The sequence below is a fragment of the Paenibacillus sp. AK121 genome, assembly GCF_019042715.1.
In the GTDB taxonomy this organism is placed as follows: domain Bacteria; phylum Bacillota; class Bacilli; order Paenibacillales; family Paenibacillaceae; genus Paenibacillus; species Paenibacillus polymyxa_C.
In genome coordinates, this window is sequence record NZ_JAHPJM010000008.1 from 160,453 (window position 1) to 179,474 (window position 19,022).

The 19,022-nt window shown below is 43.0% G+C and carries 16 protein-coding genes; 4 read left to right on the top strand and 12 right to left on the bottom strand.

Going from position 1 to position 19,022, the window contains the following annotated elements; genetic code table 11:
• Positions 1-83: 83 nt before the first annotated feature.
• The 3 genes from KSP24_RS16135 to KSP24_RS16145 all read right to left on the bottom strand — a co-directional run bounded on the left by KSP24_RS16135 (position 84) and on the right by KSP24_RS16145 (position 5,195).
• Entirely contained in the window at positions 84-2,999 is a 2,916-nt protein-coding gene (locus KSP24_RS16135) for an S-layer homology domain-containing protein (protein WP_216975775.1), read from the bottom strand.
• 418 nt (positions 3,000-3,417) lie between these two features.
• Positions 3,418-4,125 (bottom strand): hypothetical protein, encoded by a 708-nt coding sequence (locus KSP24_RS16140; protein ID WP_216975777.1) that lies wholly within the window; start codon positions 4,123-4,125, stop codon positions 3,418-3,420.
• Between the two features lie 113 nt (positions 4,126-4,238).
• On the bottom strand, positions 4,239-5,195 hold the full coding sequence (locus KSP24_RS16145; RefSeq protein ID WP_216975779.1) for a hypothetical protein: 957 nt from the start codon (positions 5,193-5,195) through the stop codon (positions 4,239-4,241).
• A 530-nt stretch (positions 5,196-5,725) separates the two neighbouring features.
• Between KSP24_RS16145 and KSP24_RS16150 the strand changes: the two genes are divergently transcribed.
• On the top strand, positions 5,726-5,932 hold the full coding sequence (locus tag KSP24_RS16150; RefSeq protein WP_254207850.1) for a DUF3953 domain-containing protein: 207 nt from the start codon (positions 5,726-5,728) through the stop codon (positions 5,930-5,932).
• Positions 5,933-6,056: 124 nt separating this feature from the next.
• Here the strand turns inward: KSP24_RS16150 and KSP24_RS16155 are convergent, their stop codons facing one another.
• On the bottom strand, positions 6,057-7,439 hold the full coding sequence (locus KSP24_RS16155) for an amino acid permease (RefSeq protein WP_025677367.1): 1,383 nt from the start codon (positions 7,437-7,439) through the stop codon (positions 6,057-6,059).
• Between the two features lie 487 nt (positions 7,440-7,926).
• On the opposite strand from KSP24_RS16155, the gene KSP24_RS16160 reads away from it, so the two are divergent.
• Complete coding sequence (locus KSP24_RS16160) at positions 7,927-8,541, top strand: SDR family oxidoreductase (protein ID WP_216975782.1); 615 nt, start codon at positions 7,927-7,929, stop codon at positions 8,539-8,541.
• A gap of 109 nt (positions 8,542-8,650) precedes the next feature.
• Here the strand turns inward: KSP24_RS16160 and KSP24_RS16165 are convergent, their stop codons facing one another.
• Positions 8,651-10,129, bottom strand: coding sequence for a protein adenylyltransferase SelO (locus tag KSP24_RS16165; RefSeq protein WP_216975784.1), 1,479 nt, complete (start codon positions 10,127-10,129; stop codon positions 8,651-8,653).
• A 109-nt stretch (positions 10,130-10,238) separates the two neighbouring features.
• A complete protein-coding gene (locus KSP24_RS16170) occupies positions 10,239-10,688 on the bottom strand; it encodes a VOC family protein (RefSeq protein WP_216975786.1) in 450 nt (149 codons plus the stop codon).
• Positions 10,689-10,812: 124 nt separating this feature from the next.
• Here KSP24_RS16170 and KSP24_RS16175 point away from each other — a divergent pair, with 124 nt between their 5' ends.
• Positions 10,813-11,751 carry a helix-turn-helix transcriptional regulator gene (locus KSP24_RS16175; RefSeq protein WP_216975788.1) on the top strand — a complete coding sequence of 313 codons (939 nt, stop codon included), beginning with the start codon at positions 10,813-10,815 and terminating at the stop codon, positions 11,749-11,751.
• Between the two features lie 90 nt (positions 11,752-11,841).
• Here the strand turns inward: KSP24_RS16175 and KSP24_RS16180 are convergent, their stop codons facing one another.
• The 3 genes from KSP24_RS16180 to KSP24_RS16190 form a co-directional block, all read right to left on the bottom strand.
• Positions 11,842-12,213: a hypothetical protein gene (locus KSP24_RS16180; protein WP_014599498.1), complete on the bottom strand. Its 372-nt coding sequence runs from the start codon at positions 12,211-12,213 to the stop codon at positions 11,842-11,844.
• Between the two features lie 158 nt (positions 12,214-12,371).
• Positions 12,372-14,546, bottom strand: coding sequence for a 1,3-beta-galactosyl-N-acetylhexosamine phosphorylase (gene gnpA / locus KSP24_RS16185; RefSeq protein ID WP_216975790.1), 2,175 nt, complete (start codon positions 14,544-14,546; stop codon positions 12,372-12,374).
• 12 nt (positions 14,547-14,558) lie between these two features.
• Entirely contained in the window at positions 14,559-15,578 is a 1,020-nt protein-coding gene (locus KSP24_RS16190; protein WP_040102086.1) for a glycoside hydrolase family 88/105 protein, read from the bottom strand.
• 229 nt (positions 15,579-15,807) lie between these two features.
• On the opposite strand from KSP24_RS16190, the gene KSP24_RS16195 reads away from it, so the two are divergent.
• Positions 15,808-16,749, top strand: coding sequence for an AraC family transcriptional regulator (locus KSP24_RS16195; protein WP_216975792.1), 942 nt, complete (start codon positions 15,808-15,810; stop codon positions 16,747-16,749).
• A gap of 2 nt (positions 16,750-16,751) precedes the next feature.
• Here KSP24_RS16195 and KSP24_RS16200 read toward each other — a convergent pair whose 3' ends face one another.
• The 3 genes from KSP24_RS16200 to KSP24_RS16210 form a co-directional block, all read right to left on the bottom strand.
• On the bottom strand, positions 16,752-17,297 hold the full coding sequence (locus KSP24_RS16200; RefSeq protein WP_330706714.1) for an amidohydrolase family protein: 546 nt from the start codon (positions 17,295-17,297) through the stop codon (positions 16,752-16,754).
• A 94-nt stretch (positions 17,298-17,391) separates the two neighbouring features.
• A complete protein-coding gene (locus tag KSP24_RS16205) occupies positions 17,392-17,961 on the bottom strand; it encodes an SF0329 family protein (RefSeq protein ID WP_216975794.1) in 570 nt (189 codons plus the stop codon).
• 53 nt (positions 17,962-18,014) lie between these two features.
• Entirely contained in the window at positions 18,015-19,004 is a 990-nt protein-coding gene (locus tag KSP24_RS16210; protein ID WP_216975796.1) for a tRNA dihydrouridine synthase, read from the bottom strand.
• Positions 19,005-19,022 lie beyond the last annotated feature (18 nt).

The following is a 19,022-nucleotide window of genomic DNA, read 5'->3' on the forward strand; positions in this document are numbered from 1 at the left end:
GGCGCTTCACAGCCATTTCCATGGCTATGGGGCGCCCTCTTTTCATAAAACTCAGGTCCTACAAGTTTTATCACTTCATACACTTACTGATAGTTCACTTCTTCCACGAAATAGATGTCCTTCAAACGAGCTTTCACGCGCTGAATTTCATCTGCTGTTAAAGGAGCCGTTGGACTTAGCTTGAAGTTCCTTCCGGTGACATAGCTTACGTCCGTGTGACCATCCAGGTTGTAATCCATCTTCGGAACCGGTTTTTGGGTATAATCGGTAAAGTCAATAATAGACCATTCCGCATCCCCATCCTCTTTGGATAAAATAATCCGCTGTGAGGCATTTTCAGTCCACAAATAGCGCAGATTTGCTGGTGAATTATTGGAATCCATAGCCGTCTTAATACCTGAGCCTCTAAACATGAGCGTAAACTCGGTATGATCATTATTGGATCCTGCTACCGATTCATAAACCTGTTTCAGCCCGTCCACACCCACAATCTCGACCTTGCGATCAAGCGGGAAATGATTCACAAAGTTCTCCCATATTGGACCCATGTTATGGGTGTTTGCAAGTGCGTTAATGTCCAAAATAATGGACAAGTAGTTTACCGTATTTATACGTTGATAAGGGTTATCCAAATATTGCTGTACTATATACAGTTGTGGTGCCGCATCCGTCTCCGTCACATAGGGGTCACCCGGATGAAGAGTCCAGCGTGAGGAATCTTTGGTATAGCGTGATCCAATCGGATCAATCGTAACCGAGTTCATGAATACGGTACCGCTATTATCAGTAATTCCTTGTGCGGGAACAATCGGATTGTCTTTATTAGACCAGTAAGGCATCAAAGGTGAGCCCTCACCATACATGCCGTTGACATTATATTGTGTAGCCGACCATCCCATCGCGGATGTAATTCGATAGTGATCTTTTAACCATTGAGTCTGTTCAGGATTCACCGTAAAGCTGGTCAATGATTTCGGCAGATACTTCCGATATTGGTCTGTATCCATGCTTTCAAACACGGATGGTGATCCCATCGAACCAGATTGGTGTAGCTCATTGAATGCATTGTAACGGTACATGTACAGCCACTCATCCATCTTTACTTCCCAAACAGGAAACTTCTGCTGGTTCGGATACCCGGCCAGTATCCCGACTTCATCTCCATACTGATCGACGTAATCCAGAACCTGTTTAAGCTGCGGTCGGTTCGATTCCACAAAAACAAATCCGTTTTCCATCGCCCACGTCACTTTGATGTTGGGACCAAAGTGATCCATCAGCAATTGACGAGATTGCTTGATTTGGTCTACGGTAGTCACGCTTCCCTGCAGCATGATGGAGACAGCAAAATATTGCTTCTTGCGTTCTCCGGGTTCTACCCTTAATTCCGCATCAGATGTGAAGTGAATCCCCTGGGATGGTGACTCAACCACAATTTTTAATGGAATGGCTGAGTTCACTGCTGGAATCAAATGCAGATTGGCAATCTTTCCATCCTCGTCAAATATTCCTCTGGAATCCTCTACCCGAAGTATCAAGTCGGACGGCAGCATTTCAGGAGCTATAACCTCTCCTTTAGCATTATGAAATACGTAGGACATTTTCCAAGCAGCGGGATCTAAAGCAGCCGCCTCTGAAATAGTATACGTAGACAAGTATACGGACCTGATTACGTTCGGTGGCTCTGCTGGCGGAGTCTTCCCTTTCACGATCAGCTTGGTCTGAGCTGTAAGGACCTGATAAGGTTTGGCAATAGTGACCTTCATCTCTACAGGAATGAAGCTGTCCGCAGCCGGAATATTTTCAGGATGTGCGATTTTCCCTTGTATATCAAACACGCCTAACTCATCACTAAATGTGTACGTAACACTTGTGACGCTGGCAGCAGGAATGCTTACTGGACGCCCTTCATGGTAGAGCTGAAAGGATAGCTGATACAAAGGGTACGTTTCCGGCTGATTTACCAGCTCCTCCGCCTTGATTACGACTTCATCTACCAGAAAATCCGAAGAATGATCCGATGGATCTACTGGAATTACTGGTGGTTTGGGATTAGGCACCGGTGGTGTGACTGGCGAGTCCGGTCTCGGCTTCGGTGGTATCACCGGCGGTTCCGGCTTCGGTTTCGGCGGTGTCACTGGCGGTTCCGGTTTCGGCTCTATTGGTGTCACCGGGGAGACTGGTGAATCAGGTCTTGGGCGATGCCTTTTAGGCTCCTCAATTTCCGAATTCACAGGTTGTTGCCTAATTTCCGGTGTCAAATCGACCGCAATCTTTTTCGATTCTTGTTGGCTGGTCGCCTGAGGCATCGTTGCAGCTCCATTTCCTAATGACTCCAGCAAACGTTTGGCACGTTCTCTCAGACCGTCACCGCCTAGCCATATCCGATAAGCAACCAGCGTGGCGTCCTGCCGTCTCACAGACTCTTTAGGATGGAAATAGTGATTCGTATCCCCCTCGATCAGCTCCAACCGTTCCATTAGCCATACACTCGTTTGTGCATAGTCTGATATATCTGATTGATCCACAAAACTGGATATTCCAGCAGATCGGGTATCATCAGTAACACCAAAATACCGGGCATACCAAACGGCCATATCCTGACGGGTCATATTGTGCCTGGCACCAAATAATTGATCGCTAATCCCTTTCGTAATGCTCTCTTCCTGCAAGGCCTGTACATAAGGTAAGGCCCATGGTGACACATCCCGAAAAGAAGTTACGCCTCTGTTATTCGATGTTCGCTTTAAGGTTTTAGCAAAAATGCTTGCCCATTCCTGACGCGAGATAAAATGTAAAGGTCGAAAGCTCCCATCCTGATAACCTGTAACATAACCTTGAGCAGCCATGGCCTCAATCGCATCAGCTGCATAGGAATGTTCGATATCGTTAAAGGCTCTGTTCGCAAAAACAGGCGCACTATGTATACAGAACAACCAGACAGCCAGTAAACCAGCCATGTAATGCCTAATTTGTTTCAACCTTTTTTCACAGTTCATTATTTGAGATCATTACACCTCCTTTACGAGATGGCACTGGGCCACTTTCACCTGTACCTTCATATCAACTTTGAAAATAAATCTCTTTTGTTTTCAAACGGTTTTTCATTACTGTTAACACCAAACTGTATATACTTGGTTTATCGGAATAATCTCCCTAGGATTGAATAAAGCCAGCAAAAAAAGTGGTTTGAGCAATCTGCTGTCCTGCTCATTCAGCATGTTTTTTTAAGCCGTAATTCCCTATCACTAAACAATGGTTTTCATTGGTAATTAAATATTTATCACCTTTGGGTTATCATTTTATTCATGTATACAAACAAAAAAAGAGATGACACCTGTATCCGCATTCGTCTGAATACAAAATGTTATCTCATTTTTTGTGTAAGATGCACTTATTAAATTCTGTCTTCTCTTTCTAATCCTTTTTCAACTCAGAGCCCTTATAAATATAAAAGTAGCCCTTTAAAGATCCGTTTTGTGGATAAGCAGCAGGATCTTTGTCTTTTATTTGAGCTACCCACTCTCGGTTTATAAGCGTAGAGGGGCCTTCCTCAACTAGTGCTTCAGCAGACATTCCAGTGATTGGTTTTGCTGCGCTGGACCAGAATGCAACTAAGTATACATCGTCAGCATTAAAATGATAGCGTTCTTCACTTGGAGTTCCCTCATAAAACAGCTCAGCCAACGAAGCTGCCTCAGATCCTCTCATAAAAATTCGAATCTCATCGGTTCCGTTCCATGTATGAGGAATTCCGTCTTTTGGATTAATGTATTCTACAGTTTCTGGCTCCTTGTCGGTATTAAAATCAACAACTGCATATTTATAAACCTCATCCGTTACACTCTTGATTGCAAATTCAGTTGTTTTCTCTGTTCGGTAGCCACTGAACTTTCCATACACATTCGGGGTTTTGCTAATCGCAGCAAAGGCCTTTTCCTGATCCATAAATCCAGCTCTACCGGCTACCGGTGTCAGCCTGTAGGTCTTGATTTCAGTCCCCTTGTACTGATCCCAAGAGTATTCGTAATAATATTTTGCATAAGATATTCCACTGTTCCACCCTACGGATACCAGCATGATAATACCTATCATGAATACTACTGGCCATTTTTTCAACATCATACCCACAACCTCTTTTCTTCAAGTACACTCAAATCATCATTAGAATTATAGCTTTTCAATAATTCTACTAACAGTTAAATATTAGAAGTAAGTGTGGATAAATTATGTCTTTTCTATTTTTCTGTCTTCTGCGGATCAGTTGCTGCTTTGAGACGTTTTTCCATTTCCGTAGACACCATAATGTTCAACAACCCCATGAGATTATTGGTCTCGTTTCTTGCTTTTTGATAGGCGGCAGCAAAGGCTTTTTCATTCGCCGCAGGGTTTTTAATATCACTCAGTTTCTTCCACTCTGGTTTAACTTGTTGATCATACATATTGTACAAACTGATGTCTGTGGGCGTCTGTGCAACAGGCATCATAGACTCAAATTTCGAAGCAACCTTAAAGAAGCCCAGCGTATTTTGGACTGATGGAGTAGAGTAATCATGCGTCTTCATCGCTTCTTCTAAAATAAGAAGTCCCTCGCGTGACAGGTAGAGCATTTTGATGAGCCCTCTTTCTGTATTAGAAGTTTCCTCCCATTTCTTGTAGGTCTCTCCCGGAGCAACTCCCTCTGTAAAATAGGTATAAGCCTCATGAATAAACTCATCCGTATTCGGGTGAATTGGCTTTTCTGTATATAAATTGACAACAGAGTCGCTGTAATTTGCGATGTTGATATGTTTTCCGGTTGGATCGGAAACCCGCCGAATGGGATGGTTTGGCATCCGTACCAGCCCATAACGATCCGCAAAGGAAAGGAGCTGCTCTTGTGTTGTATTTAGTCCTATTTGGCCTGCTTGCTGGTCGGATTTCGTTGCTTCTTTAGCCATGTCTGCATACGTTTTTGTGTTGGTCTCAGCTTTTGTCGCTTTGTCCATTGTACTGCTCGCAGTAGCTTCCGCACTCGCTTGTCCTGCAACATCATGATCCACTTTGGGTGTCTGTGTAGCTGTGGCAACTGTAGACGTAGTCGCTCCAGTCGTAGCCTCACCTTCATTTTGTTTCTTGGAGTCACCGCATGCTGCCAGCATAGCAGATAAACTCATGACAGCAGTCATCAAAATAATGTACTTTTTCACCTTCATCTGATGTTTTCCTCATTTCTTGGTGTATCATTCTGCCATCCATACCTACGATAGACTAAGCTTCACATGTATCCTCGCAGGCCAATGGTATCTTCAATAATATGGAATTCATCTTATCAGAAATAAAAATGAGGGAATACTGGACCATCCTCCTGATTAAGCTCGGTTTGTTTTATAGTAATACGTTGTTTTCTGAACTAAAGACGTGATTATCACGCTGAAAATGGGCAAATTTCCTGTTGACTTTTAGAATACTGCGATCCTCGGTACTACTCCTGCACGCTTATAATTTCTAACCCGAAAGCGAAAAACGAAGCTCATGACCTAGGAACTTCACACACATCCGAATGGTCCTTGTTTTTATCTTGCAACATTCCGCCTACTCCTTTTTTTCTATTTATTTGAAGTCCCACGGTCTGACCTTTAGAATAGATAATACACTTGGCGTTATTTAAGGAAGGGTGCACTTATCTATGTTCAAGAAAATGGATATCTACCGAATTCTCACTTTAATATTTGCTGTAATTGCTATGGTTTCGTCCCTTTTATCCCTCGTATACCCGGATACTTATAAGCACGCATACACCATCGCACAATTTTTTATAGGACTTGTGTTTTTATTGTCCGGCATTTCAGAATTTAAGGCTCATCGTAAGAGTATGGCAATAATGAACTTCTCCGTTTCCCTTCTCACTTTCTTTGTATTTATATTCACCCTTGTAGTGCGAACAGGTTAGCCACACACTTTTTCACCTCACTTACAGCCTTTCCATTGCTCTATACCTCTTCATATAAAAAGAAAAGCCGAGCGCAACTCAGGTAATCTGAATTACGCTCGGCAAATACTACATCTTGAGCAGCCTATTCGTTTTTTTCTAACTCTTCAATTCTCTGCCGCTTTCCTATACCAAAGATAAAATATCCAACAACGACGATCGCCATGAATGTTGCCCCGACAATCAACGATAAGCGTGTGTCCGGGTTAAACCACATTCCAACAATTACGAGCAACAGAAAGATAATGGTGATGTAATTACTAATCGGGAAAAACCGAGACTTAAAGTTATGACCTTCCATTTCGTTTTTCCACTTTTTCCGGAATTTAAATTGACTGATGGCTAATGCAAACCACGGTACCATACCTGGGAGAACACTGGCGCTGTAAATATACAGAAACAGTTTGGAATCAGGCATTAAGTAGTTAAATAATACCCCTACCAGCAGCAAGGAAATGGTCGTTATTATACTATTTCTAGGGACGCCGCTTGCCGAAACTTTTCCGAAGAACTTAGGAGCTTGTCCATTCTTAGCCAATGTATATAACATTCTGCCCGCACTATAAATACCACTGTTGCAACCTGACATCGCAGCTGTAAGTACAACAAAGTTAATGATACCCGCAGCAGCCACAATTCCTACCTTGGCAAAAGTCAGAACAAACGGGCTGCCAATCTCGCCAATTTGGTTCCAAGGATAAATCGTAACAATGACAAAGATTGCCCCTACGTAAAAAATCAGAATACGCCAGATGATGTTTTTAATGGCTTTTCGCAGGGTCATTTTCGGATTTTCTGCTTCACCCGCTGTAATGCCCACCATCTCAATCCCCTGGTAAGCCGCCGTTACAATACAGAGTGCAAATAGGAACCCTTTTAGCCCTCCTGCAAAAAAACCACCATGGCTGACTAGATTGGATAGACCTATCGGCTGTCCGCCGTTACCGAGGCCAAAAAAGATAATCCCCGTACCAACCACTAGCATGAAGATAATTGCGATAATCTTAATCATCGCAAACCAGAATTCAAATTCTCCATAAAATTTCACAGCCGCCAAATTGGCCAGCGCAATAATAATTACACCTGCCAAAGCCGGCAACCATTGCGGGATATCCGGGAACCAGTAGCCCACATATACCCCAATCGCAGTGACCTCCGCCATCCCTACAGTAACCCATAAGAACCAATAGCTCCAAGCGGTCAAGAAACCAGCCAAAGGGCTGATGTATTTATGAGCAAAGGTAGCAAATGAGCCCGTCACCGGTTCAAGAATCAGCATTTCCCCCATGATCCGCATGACAAAAAACATAATAATCCCAGCTAAGAGATAAGCCAACAGCACCGAAGGACCTGCCCATTTTATCGTACTTGCCGATCCCATAAACAAGCCAACGCCAATCGTGCCCCCAAGCGCAATCAACTCAACGTGTCGTGGCTTCAGCCCTCTCGTTAATTGTTTCGATTCCAAAAGAACGCTCCCCTTCGTATATGTTCGTCATCAAATGCTAATGATCCGGAAAACTGCCCCCAAACATTATTAATTTTCAGACTGACGTGGTTGATCGAACGACTACACAGTAGTTCCACGATTCGTAAATATACAAAGAAACCACGTCCTATTTACCGTCTAAAACCTTACTGTTTCTAAGACCGAGTCCGTAGCATTAGATGCATTGTATGACAAAAAACGTCTAAATACAACTGCTAATTAGCAGACATTTTTAGACATGAAATGGAAAGGAAGGAGATTCATTTTTCTGAACATTGGTCAATTCAATGTAATGCATTAGAGCGTTAAACATGCGTATTTTTTCAATGATAAATATCACGATATTAAGCTTATTTAAAACCTGTATCCCTACAGTGCAAAACATGAACTCCGAATGAAAGAGCAACATTTCAAACATTACCTTGTGGTATAACTATGCATGAATTCCAAACAAGGAGATGAAGACATGAGTAAGTTAAAAGATCAAATCGCTTTAGTAACAGGTGCAAGTCGAGGAATCGGTCGTGGCATTGCATTACGTCTGGCTCGGGAGGGGGCCATTGTCGCAGTGCATTACAGAAGAAGGCATAAAGATTCAGATGAGGTGGTTCATCAAATTGAGCAACTTGGAGGGGCTGCATTTACGATCGGTGCTGACTTCAGTGCCCTGAACGGCGTTTATGATTTATATGCGAAATTGGATAAAGCGCTTCGGGAACGTACAGGCGATAATCGGTTTGATATTCTCGTCAATAACGCTGGAATGGGTCAAATTGTCCCCCTAGAAGAGACAACAGAAGAATCTTTTGACGAAGTCATGAACATGAATGTCAAAGCACCTCTTTTTGTTACCCAGCAAGCTTTGCCGCGTCTAAAAAATGGAGGCCGCATTATCAATACAGAGATGAATAGCGGAACATTACAAGATCCCAACGGGCAGAAATTTGCCGCTGGCCTTTCGACCTTTAAACGCTGGGGCGAGCCTGAGGATGTTGCAGATATAGCTGCCTTTCTTGCCTCATCGGATAGCCGTTGGATCACTGGTCAATTGATTGATGCAAGTGGTGGATCTCATCTGTAAATGAACAGGTTCAAAATAAAAGCAAAATGCGTTGGTGAGAGAAAGTCGTTCTTCTCCACCAACGCATGAAATAGATTATCAGCCAGTTGTTCAACATGACTACTACAGATCAGGTACCACAGAAGGTTCGGTAAGGACAAGTGGGTTCCTCAGGCAATGTAGAGTAAACCTCCTGTTCAGTAGAATAAGCATAAGGGTCCGAAAGAACTTCAAGAAGTTTCTCCATCACACGGTAATCTTCTCGTTCCACCGCAGCATCCAGTGCTTCTTCTACCCGATGGTTGCGCGGGATGATTGCAGGATTGCTGCTGCGCATCAGCTGATGCGAGGAGGCTTCGGATTCCTGCTGTCTGTCCAGCCTCGCCTGCCACTGCTTGTTCCACTGGGTAAAATCCGCAGTGCTGAACAAATCCGCATCCTCCAGCTTGTTTAAAGTTAGAGCACGGAAGGTATTGGTGTAGTCCGCGCGATGCTTCTGCATGATTTTAAGAAGATCCTCAATAAGGGATTCATCCTCTAGCTCCTCGTTAAAAATCCCCAACTTGGCCCGCATTCCCGTAAGCCAATGATGGCGAAACATGTTTGCAAAATCTGAAATTGCATCCTCGGCCAGTTGGACAGCCTGCTCTCTGTTGTCATGCAGTAGCGGCAAGAGAGTCTCCGCAAATCTCGCGAGATTCCATGCAGCGATATGCGGCTGATTGACATAAGCATAGCGGCCCTGTATGTCGATGGAGCTGAACACCGTCTCAGGATCATAAGTATCCATAAAGGCGCAAGGACCATAATCAATGGTTTCTCCGCTAAGGGTCATATTGTCGGTATTCATCACTCCATGAATAAAACCCACTAACTGCCATTGGGCGATCAGCTTCGCCTGACGCTTAATCACTTCCTGGAGCAGTGAAAGGTAACGGTTTTCCTCAGCTTTAACTTCTGGATAGTGTCGTTCCAATGTGTAATCAGCCAGAGTACGCAGATCTTGGGACGTGCCCCATGCTGAGACATATTGAAAGGTGCCGACACGAAGATGACTGGCAGCCACACGAGTCAGAATGGCGCCGGGCTGCTCAGTTTCCCGGATGATCGCCTCACCTGTAGTTACCACCGCCAAGCTGCGGGTGGTAGCGATACCTAGCGCATGCATCGCTTCGCTGATGATGTATTCGCGGAGCATCGGCCCAAGTGCCGCTCGGCCATCACCACGACGAGAGTACGGCGTTCTGCCTGAGCCCTTGAGCTGGATATCTACCCGTTGACCCAAAGGAGTGATCTGCTCGCCGAGCAGTAGAGCACGACCATCTCCTAGCATGTTAAAATGCCCGAATTGATGTCCTGCATAAGCTTGAGCAAGAGGCGTAGCACCTTCGGGAACCTGATTGCCGGCCAACATTGCTACGGCATCATCTTTTTGCAGCTCTATTTCGTTCAAACCCAGTGAGACTGCCAACGAATGATTTAAAATGATCAGCTTTGGTGAGCGGACAGGATTTGGATTGAGCTTCGTAAACATGGATTCCGGCAGACGAGAATAACTGTTGTCGAAGTTCCACCCTATTTTATCTGCTATTTCTTTTTTCTCCGTCATAGTGTCTCCTTTTCTGCTGTGGTATCTTGGATTTTTCCATTTTAGTTTTTACTTCTATCCATTTATTATCCACTTTTCACCATGCTGTTGTACCTTTCAGCCTACTTTTTTATTGTAACCGATGATCAAACATGAATTGTATTTGGATACCGAATGGATCTTCAATAATACCATAGGCTTGGCTAAACACGTTACTTGATAAAGGTACAATGATTTTCACTCGATCATCTGTTATTAGACTATGATAAAAATGTTCAATTTCTTCTATGTCAGCACTTTGAATACATAATGAAGTGTTATTCCCTACGGTATATTCCTCATTGGGATTCATGGGTTCTTCTGCTATCATAACCTTTGTTCTTCCGATCGATAAGACAGAATGAGAAATATAATCTTTATTTTCAGCAGTAAGCTGTATTGAGCTGTCACGTTTGGCCATGTCTTGATAAGTAACGAGAAATCGTTCCTCTGCGTTAAAATGTTTTTTGTAAAAAGCTATAGCTTCCTTTGCTTTTCCGTTCATGGATAAGAAAATAGCTATTTCCAGTGTTGTACTCATGGGTTCGATCTCCTTTTATATCATGCTTTTAGGTAGATATCTTATAGATTTGATATATCACCTTGAATCTATTATCATATGTAAAGGTATCAAAACATGACACCTTTTATAAGGAGATTTATGTATGAAGAAATCCGAAAGATTAAATGACATGATTAGGTACTTAAACAGTCGAGAGTACTTTAATTTAAATGATCTCATGGATAAATACCATATTTCAAAAAGTACAGCCTTACGTGATATTAGTTCATTAGAACAATTAGGTATGCCTATTTATTCGGAACATGGCCGACATGGACGATATGGTATCTTAAAAAATAGATTGTTATCCCCTATTATTTTTACGATGGATGAAGTATATGCTTTGTACTTTGCAATGTTGACGTTAGAAGCTTATCAATCTACACCATTTCATTTAAGTGTTAATAAACTCAATGAAAAGTTTGAACACTGTCTTTCTAAAATACAAATAAACCAGATTCATAAAATGAAAAAGGTTCTACAATTTGAAATATATCAGCATAATCATGTTAGTCTCTATTTAGACAAAATTCTAACCGGTGTTCTTAATGAGACGTACTGTAAGATTCAATATTCAAAAAATAACCAGAACAAAAGTTACCATGTTCAATTTTTCAAGATTTCCGCTAAGTTTGGCCAATGGTACGCTACTGGAATAGAGTTAAATACGAATAAGTATAGGGTTTTCAGATGTGATCGAATCACCTTTGTAGAAGAAGAGGACATCCATTCTCACTTTTCGATAGATGAACTCCTTAGTCGTTCATTAGAAATGTATCAATCTGAGAAGAGCATTGATTTTGAAGTAGAGATTGTAGAACAAGCCAAGGATATTTTTTATAAAGAACATTATCCCTCTATGAAAATACAGCAGGGTCATAAAACAGTCATTAAAGGATTCTATAATCCTGGAGAGGAGGAGTTTATCGCTCATTATTTTATGAGATATGGTCATTATGTACGATCAGTAAAGCCTGAATCTTTAAAACAGATCATTAAGGAGAGAGTTGAGCACCTCTTAAACCACTATCAAAAATTATAAGATCATCGAAGATTTGTTCAAAATTTTTTCTACATTTAGCAGGGAAAAGAAGCCTCAAGCTCCTTTTCCCTGCTAACGATGACATTGGAATTATGGCTTCCGTTTGGCGATAACAGCATAGGATACCGTTCTTGTGGTTCCAGTTGGATTCCATGCAGTAAAGAACCATCTGTCTTCCGCCGCAGAATAGTTATCGAGAAGAAACCCTTGCTGATTTCCAGAGAAAATCCATGAGCCGCTTATCAGATTGTAGGCGTTACCGTTAATCGTAGTGCTTCTAAAGCTATTTGGGGGGATAGTAACCGCAGCGAAAGTGAAACGCGCAAATCCATCTCCAAGTTGAGTTACACGAATGGCTTTTTTAAGATTCATAACCACGTGACTTCTTTTTTTTAACTTTCTTCCCAACTTGGCTTCCGCATTTTTAATTTTCATTAAGGTTGCCTTTCTCAAAGAAATCATCTCCTTCATTGTTTTACTTATAGTTAATGATGGAGTAGATACTTTTGAATGGACAAAATCCCCGGTAAATTGGCTGGATTTTCTGGAGGTGCTAAAACAAAGAGCCCTTCCTTAAATAAAGGAGGGCTTGACACCGCTACTCTTATTATTTTCCGTTTCTATACCGATTTTGTTAAGCCGATATGGGTGATCATGGTGTCATACGGCTCTAACTCCATGGTTTGTTTGCCATAGTCCGTTTCAATCGTTGTTCTTTGCAGTTGATCACTATTGTTAATAACAACCAACATTTCACTTTCTGGATAATAAGCACATTCTGTATATAAGTTATCTGTAATATACTTCGTTTCATTTAGCTCATTACCCGCAAAACGGATTATATTCAGTAGCAACCTTGTGTTTTCCCAGCTGAATTCGAAAGAAGGAAGGTAGATCCCCTTTCCTTTACCAAAGGCATGAGTAGACAATGCTATCATACCACTCGTTTCCTCCACTACCGCAGCTGACCCATCGGTAAGATAAATGCTATTCTTTGGCGTTATACTGGCTCCCTCAGGCACCAAACCATGCTCATCCCTAGCCTCGTATGCCCATCTTCCATGACCTACTCTGGAGCCTGTATCCTCATCCAGTCCGAGAACATGTGCCATTCTGAAAAAGCTGTCGTGGCCTTCAACCGCAGAGGGCTGGTTGATGCCAATAAAGGTACCACCCTCATAAACCCATTTCGTCAGTAAGTCCACACACTTGTTGTCATTCCAGTACTCCCCACCACTCCATGCTGAACCGGCAGAGCCTGCATTGATGACTACATCACAGTCCTGTAGTATACCCTGACGGATATCTTCAAAATCGATGAACTGAACTTCAACCGGCAATCCGGATAAAGCCTCATTGATATGAATCAAATCATGCATATACGTTTCGTGGAAATGGCCAGACAAGGTCCACGATCTCAATTTTCCCCAGCTGTGCAGAATAGCTACCTTCGTCTTGATGTGATAGGGTTTGCCTTCATGATGCAGTTCTTTGATTTCTCTGAACTCATTGGCAATCTTTTCGATGTAATCGCAAAAATCCGGGTAAGGCTCTACAAGATGCAAATATCCCCCCAGTCCAATCCGGTCAATAGGCTCCCTCAACAGTGCGCGTCGGATATTAATCCAATACTTTTTGGCATCTAGCGTGGGGTCGCCCCCCTCCATAAAGGTAGGAAGCCCGCCTAAGCCAACCGGAAATAAGTATGGATGCAGCCGAATCTCATGCGTATTCACTTTTACACCTGAACACAGCCTCGCCTCATAACCTGAGAACACACATTTAATCAACCCGTCAAATCCAAACTCTTGAAAACGGTCATTATAAGGCTCCATCCCAACCCAACTGTCATCATAAAACACGTAGGCCAGCTTATCGTGCTGATGCACAATATCAATTAATTTCTTGCCAAATTCGATTACAAAATCATTGATAAATGTCATCCAGTCCAGCTTGCGTTGCTCAGCCGGGATATGTGTGACGCGATACTTTCCGCCATTCACAAAATCCTCGGCAGTCATCGAATACCCATATCTCTTGGCAAATAGATCAAGCGCTCTTGAGCTTACCGTAAAATCGTATGACCCCCAATCAGAGAACAGATGGCGATTGCGCTCATTGCTGCCCCAAATCCAGGCGAAGTTATAAAATAAGGAGGTAAACCGGACAACCGTGGTTTCCTTATGATGAAGACACCAATCCTCCATCCAATCCAGCAGATACTGTTGCGTTTCTGTATACATGGGATCAATCTGCATTAAATGCTCTTTGTCCCAATGATTCGTGGTGTGATTGTACATGGAAATCTCTTCCCAGATCCGGTAGACCATGAAGCTTACCGTGTATTTATGCCAAGGAGCAATTCCGGTAATGACCACATTTCCGGATTCCCTTTCATAATTCCATTGTTCTCTTGGAACTTCTTCCCCGGTCGTTCTGTCAAAAACCTGCCAGTAGTTAAGCGCCTCTTTAGAATCATTCACTTTGAATTGTTCTGCAAAAAAATCCTCCATCAGATAGATGGATACATAATCCTGTACAGCTACCTTCGGATTCGTAATTAAAAAACACTGTTGCAGCTTATCCAGGTTGCGGGACGCCCACTCGTTATGATCTCTGATGATACAGATTGTAGAATAAATGCCGTACCCAGCGTTTATAATCTCATCGGATAACTGCGTGCCGTCACTGTCACGGATGACATCAGCGCCCCATCGTTCAGCTAATTTCAGGGTCAGCGCCTCATAACCAGATTCTCCTGGTAGCGTAAAGGCCCCCGTTGTTTGTTTAGACAACTTCGATCCCTCCTAATTCAACATATCGGATAGAAAAGCCAACGCTAAGCCTTGTCCCCAGCCCTGAATCCAGTCTTTTGGAATATTGCGATACCCTTCACGATCTTTCATAACCGCCGTGCCGCCCGATACACCCAATACCCGTCCGTCTTCGCTAATATGGTTCAAGATGCCCTCCAATGCCTTTTGCACGTATTTGGTATGCAGCGGATTGCCGTTATTGATCATGGCCGCCGCAATACCGCAAGATGCAGATACTTCTTCATAGGACTCCTCGTCATCCAGTACCGTCCGCCACAAGCCATTCTCTGTTTGAACACCCTTCAATGCAGCCAGTTGATCCCGAAGGGAACACTCCACGTCCATACAGGGCGGATACAAATACCAGTCTTTCAAATGAATTTTGACTTGCGACATGGTATATGCTCCCCAAGCATTCGCTCTTCCCCAGAAAAAGCCGGACATGTGATCCTGTTTGACATTATTGTAGCCATGGTACCAGAAGCCGCTACTAGGGTCTTGCAGGTATTTGATATGCCAGTAATATTGATTTAAGGCATCCTGGATCATTTTCTCGTCCTTTAATTTGGTTCCTACACGAAGCAGAAAGAATGCCGCCATAAACAACGTGTCTGCCCATGCCTGTTCTGGAAAATCATTAGCAACGGATACCGTATGCTGCAGAACATGGTCTCCGAACCTGAGAGCATGGTTTTGGATGTAATCCACCTTGCTCATCACAATATCCCAATATTTCTGGTCCCCTGTTTCTTCATACAATGTGATCAGCATATGGCCCATGGCACATGTGTTTACCGTCCAGTGCGGCAGACCCAGCTCGATGTATTCATCTGCCCACTGGGCAAGCATATTTAGATACTCTTTATTCCCTGTTTTCGTATAGGCTCTGGATACACCATAATAAGCCACACCACAGGGCCAATCCCACGTTAAATCCATCGCCATGGTTTTTCTGACGACTTTGTCGATAACTTTTAATATTTCTTCCTTGTCATAAGTTAATTGAAGCATCATTATTCCCCTCTCATTAGCGCACACGCCCCCAAAGGCGCTTGAGAGCTGTTCGTCACTATTTTGGAAACGCTTTACTTATTCCATTGTACGCAGTAAAATAGTCTCAATCTAAGCACATTCGCAACAATACTGCGCAATTCCAATCATTTATATGTATACCTGCTGGCTAAACTTGACATAGCGTTCACCTAGAATCAACTCAAATCCAAGTGTGGGAGTATCGAATATGCCCAGAAAAAAGAAGCCCATTATAGAATACCGACACTACAGCTTACCCATCAACTTTCCTGTCTTGCTATTAAGCGGTGACCGCTGGAAGATTTCTGATATTAAAAGTGAGCATCTCCATTTTCATAACCATTTGGAGATTGGTATTTGCTATTCGGATAGCGGCTTCATGGAGATCAAAGGAGAATCTGTCCCCTTCAAAGCCGGGGATGTAACTTTCATTCCCAGGTATCTTCCTCATACCACGTACAGTTCGCCAAATACAGCCAGCCTTTGGTCTTATATCTTTTTTTCGCCAGAGGATCTTTTTCAACATACTTTTAAAAGCGCTTACAGCAACTTTGAGCCCAATTTGTGGGTCGTAAAGGGAATAAACTGCATATTGAACAAGGAGCAGCATCCCAAGGTGTATACACTTGCGACTTCGATCGTAGAGGAATTACAACAACAGAATCCTTACTATCAGGAAAGCGCCTACGGCTTATTGCTATCCCTTTATATAGAACTTCTCAGAATTCACTCCAGGAATGAATCATTGAAAGATGCAGAAACAGTACATAGCCGGAAAAGCGATTTTGCCATTTCTCCGGCTTTGGAATACATCACTAAAAATTATATGACACCTGTTAACATTGATTTTTTGGCTGACCTATGCCATTTAAGTACAACTCATTTTCGCCGAAAATTTCATGAGATTATGGGAACGTCGCCTCTTGATTTCCTAAACAGCACCCGAATCGAAGAAGCCTGCAAGCAGTTAAAAAGCACAGATGACTCCATTCTTTCCATCTCTGAGCAAGTCGGTTATCGTTCCATTTCCAGCTTCAATCGATGCTTCTCCAAGCTTATGGGAGAGCCGCCTAAAGAATGGCGTAAAGGAGCGCAATCCGAAGCACAATCCGCGAAAGCGTCTATACTGGAGTTTACGGGGTGGGTTTAATTTTACCAAACTGAATCAAGCAGCTCGTCCACTTCCTGAATTCGGGTCACCGATGGTGTTTGTATAAGATTTCCTCTCACCATAACCATAGCTACATTCGACAAAGCTTTTATATTGTCCAAAGGGTTGTGCTCCAGCACGATTAAATCTGCCTGTTTTCCGATATCAATGCTCCCTGTAAGATGATCAATGCCTAGGATTTCCTCATTCTTTGTTACCCGTTCGATGACCTGACCCGCATTCAGTTTCGTTTGTCTCATATAGTGGTCTAGTTCCCGCCACATATCATAGTGAGTGACGTAAGACATTGCGGCATCCGTTCCAATTCCAATTTTGATCTCATGTTCTACAGCCTGACGCAGCCCCTTCAGCATGGAGTCGTACACAAGCCGCGAATTTCCCTTAACCGTTTCATTCACCTTCGTTAGGCTCGTATCCAATTTCGCAATGGGATACCCAGCCTGCAAGTAGGAATCAATGCAGTATAGCCCGATATAAAAAACAGGGAAAAGACATGATAATGGAAGCCGGTTCGCCCTGTTTTCCACTCCACTTTTCCCCGATTTCTTTCAAGTCTTCATTCATGTTTTCAGTGAGAACAACCCTGACACGAAGTGTCCCCATTATTGAAAGTTATTTTTTTCATAACATACTGCGCCGTAACTCATAAAAACACTGCACAATCGGATGCTTTAACTTCATCTTCTCAGACATGTTTAAAATTCGCTTTTTTCCTACTCGTCTGTCCACTAAAGCTAGAATATTCAATAAAATATCATTACTCTCTAAGCTGTCCTCTATAGAAGTAGTTAAAAATTTATTAGCTACAACATTAAAATTAGACTTGCTTAATAAGGCCTGTGCTGACAAAAGCTCCTTTGCATGCTCTGATATTTTTCTACCTCTTGCTATTACTTGTAGACGATCCTCCGGAACATTCCCATTAGTATCTTTTCTGATCGTTTCAATGTCTTCATTGCTGATAGGAACTTGGATATCTGGATCATTTTTGATTTCCAACTCCGTCTGATACCATTTGATTGAACTAGTGATATCATTCATATTGAGTATGTTCTTCTTATCTACAGTTATATAACAAGTTCCAGATTTATCAGAAAAATAACGGTAACTGGTCGCTCGGTATTCGACCCTTCCGTCTAACGCAGGACAGCGGAAGTTCTCCAGTTGTTGCTTCAATTTACTCCAGGACATATATCCTCCTATGTTTTCAATGTCTACTAAAAGCCCGTCCCCAACTTGGCAATTTAATTTCCGCGTTCCTCTACCTCATCATGATCCTTGCTTCCAAACTCATCAAGCAATGTACGCACTTCACTTGTTGATTTGGCGTTCATTAAGCTGTTTCTGAGTTCACTTGCCCCTCGGAATCCACGGACATATATTTTGAAGAAGCGGGCGAGAGGGCTGAACGAACGTGGCTCCTGCGCTGAATATTGATCATGGAGATCTAGATGAAGCCGCAGCAGTTCAAGCAATTCCTCACTGCTGTGTTCCTTCGGCTCCTTCTCAAACGCAAATGGATTCTGGAAAATACCACGCCCAATCATAATGCCGTCCACTCCATATTGCTCAGCGAGCTTCAAGCCGGTCTGACGGTCCGGAATATCTCCGTTAATGGTCAGCAGTGTATCTGGTGCTACCTCATCACGAAGTTTCTTAATCTCCGGAATCAGTTCCCAGTGAGCGTCTACTTTGCTCATTTCCTCTCTTGTCCGCAGATGAATGGACAAATTCACAATGTCTTGTTTCAAAATATGGGTCAACCAGTCGCGCCATTCGTCTACGGCAGTGAAACCGAGCCTTGTTTTTACACTAACGGGCAGTTCCCCGGCTTTGGCGGCCTGAATGATATCCGCTGCGATTTCGGGACGGCAGATCAGACCGCTTCCCTTCCCATTCTCGGCTACATTCGCTACAGGACAACCCATATTAATATCGATGCCTTTGAAACCTTCTTTCGCCATACCAATGCTCATTTCACGGAAATATTCCGGCTTATCTCCCCAGATATGGGCCACCATGGGCTGTTCATCCTCTGTAAAAGTCAAACGCCCGCGTACACTTTTGTTCCCCTCCGGGTGACAATAACTCTCTGTATTCGCAAACTCCGTAAAAAACACATCCGGTCTGGCTGCTTCACTTACGACATGGCGAAACACAACATCCGTCACATCTTCCATCGGTGCCAGTATAAAAAAAGGTCGTGGCAACTCACGCCAAAAATTATTCGTCATATCAAAAACTCCTCTATA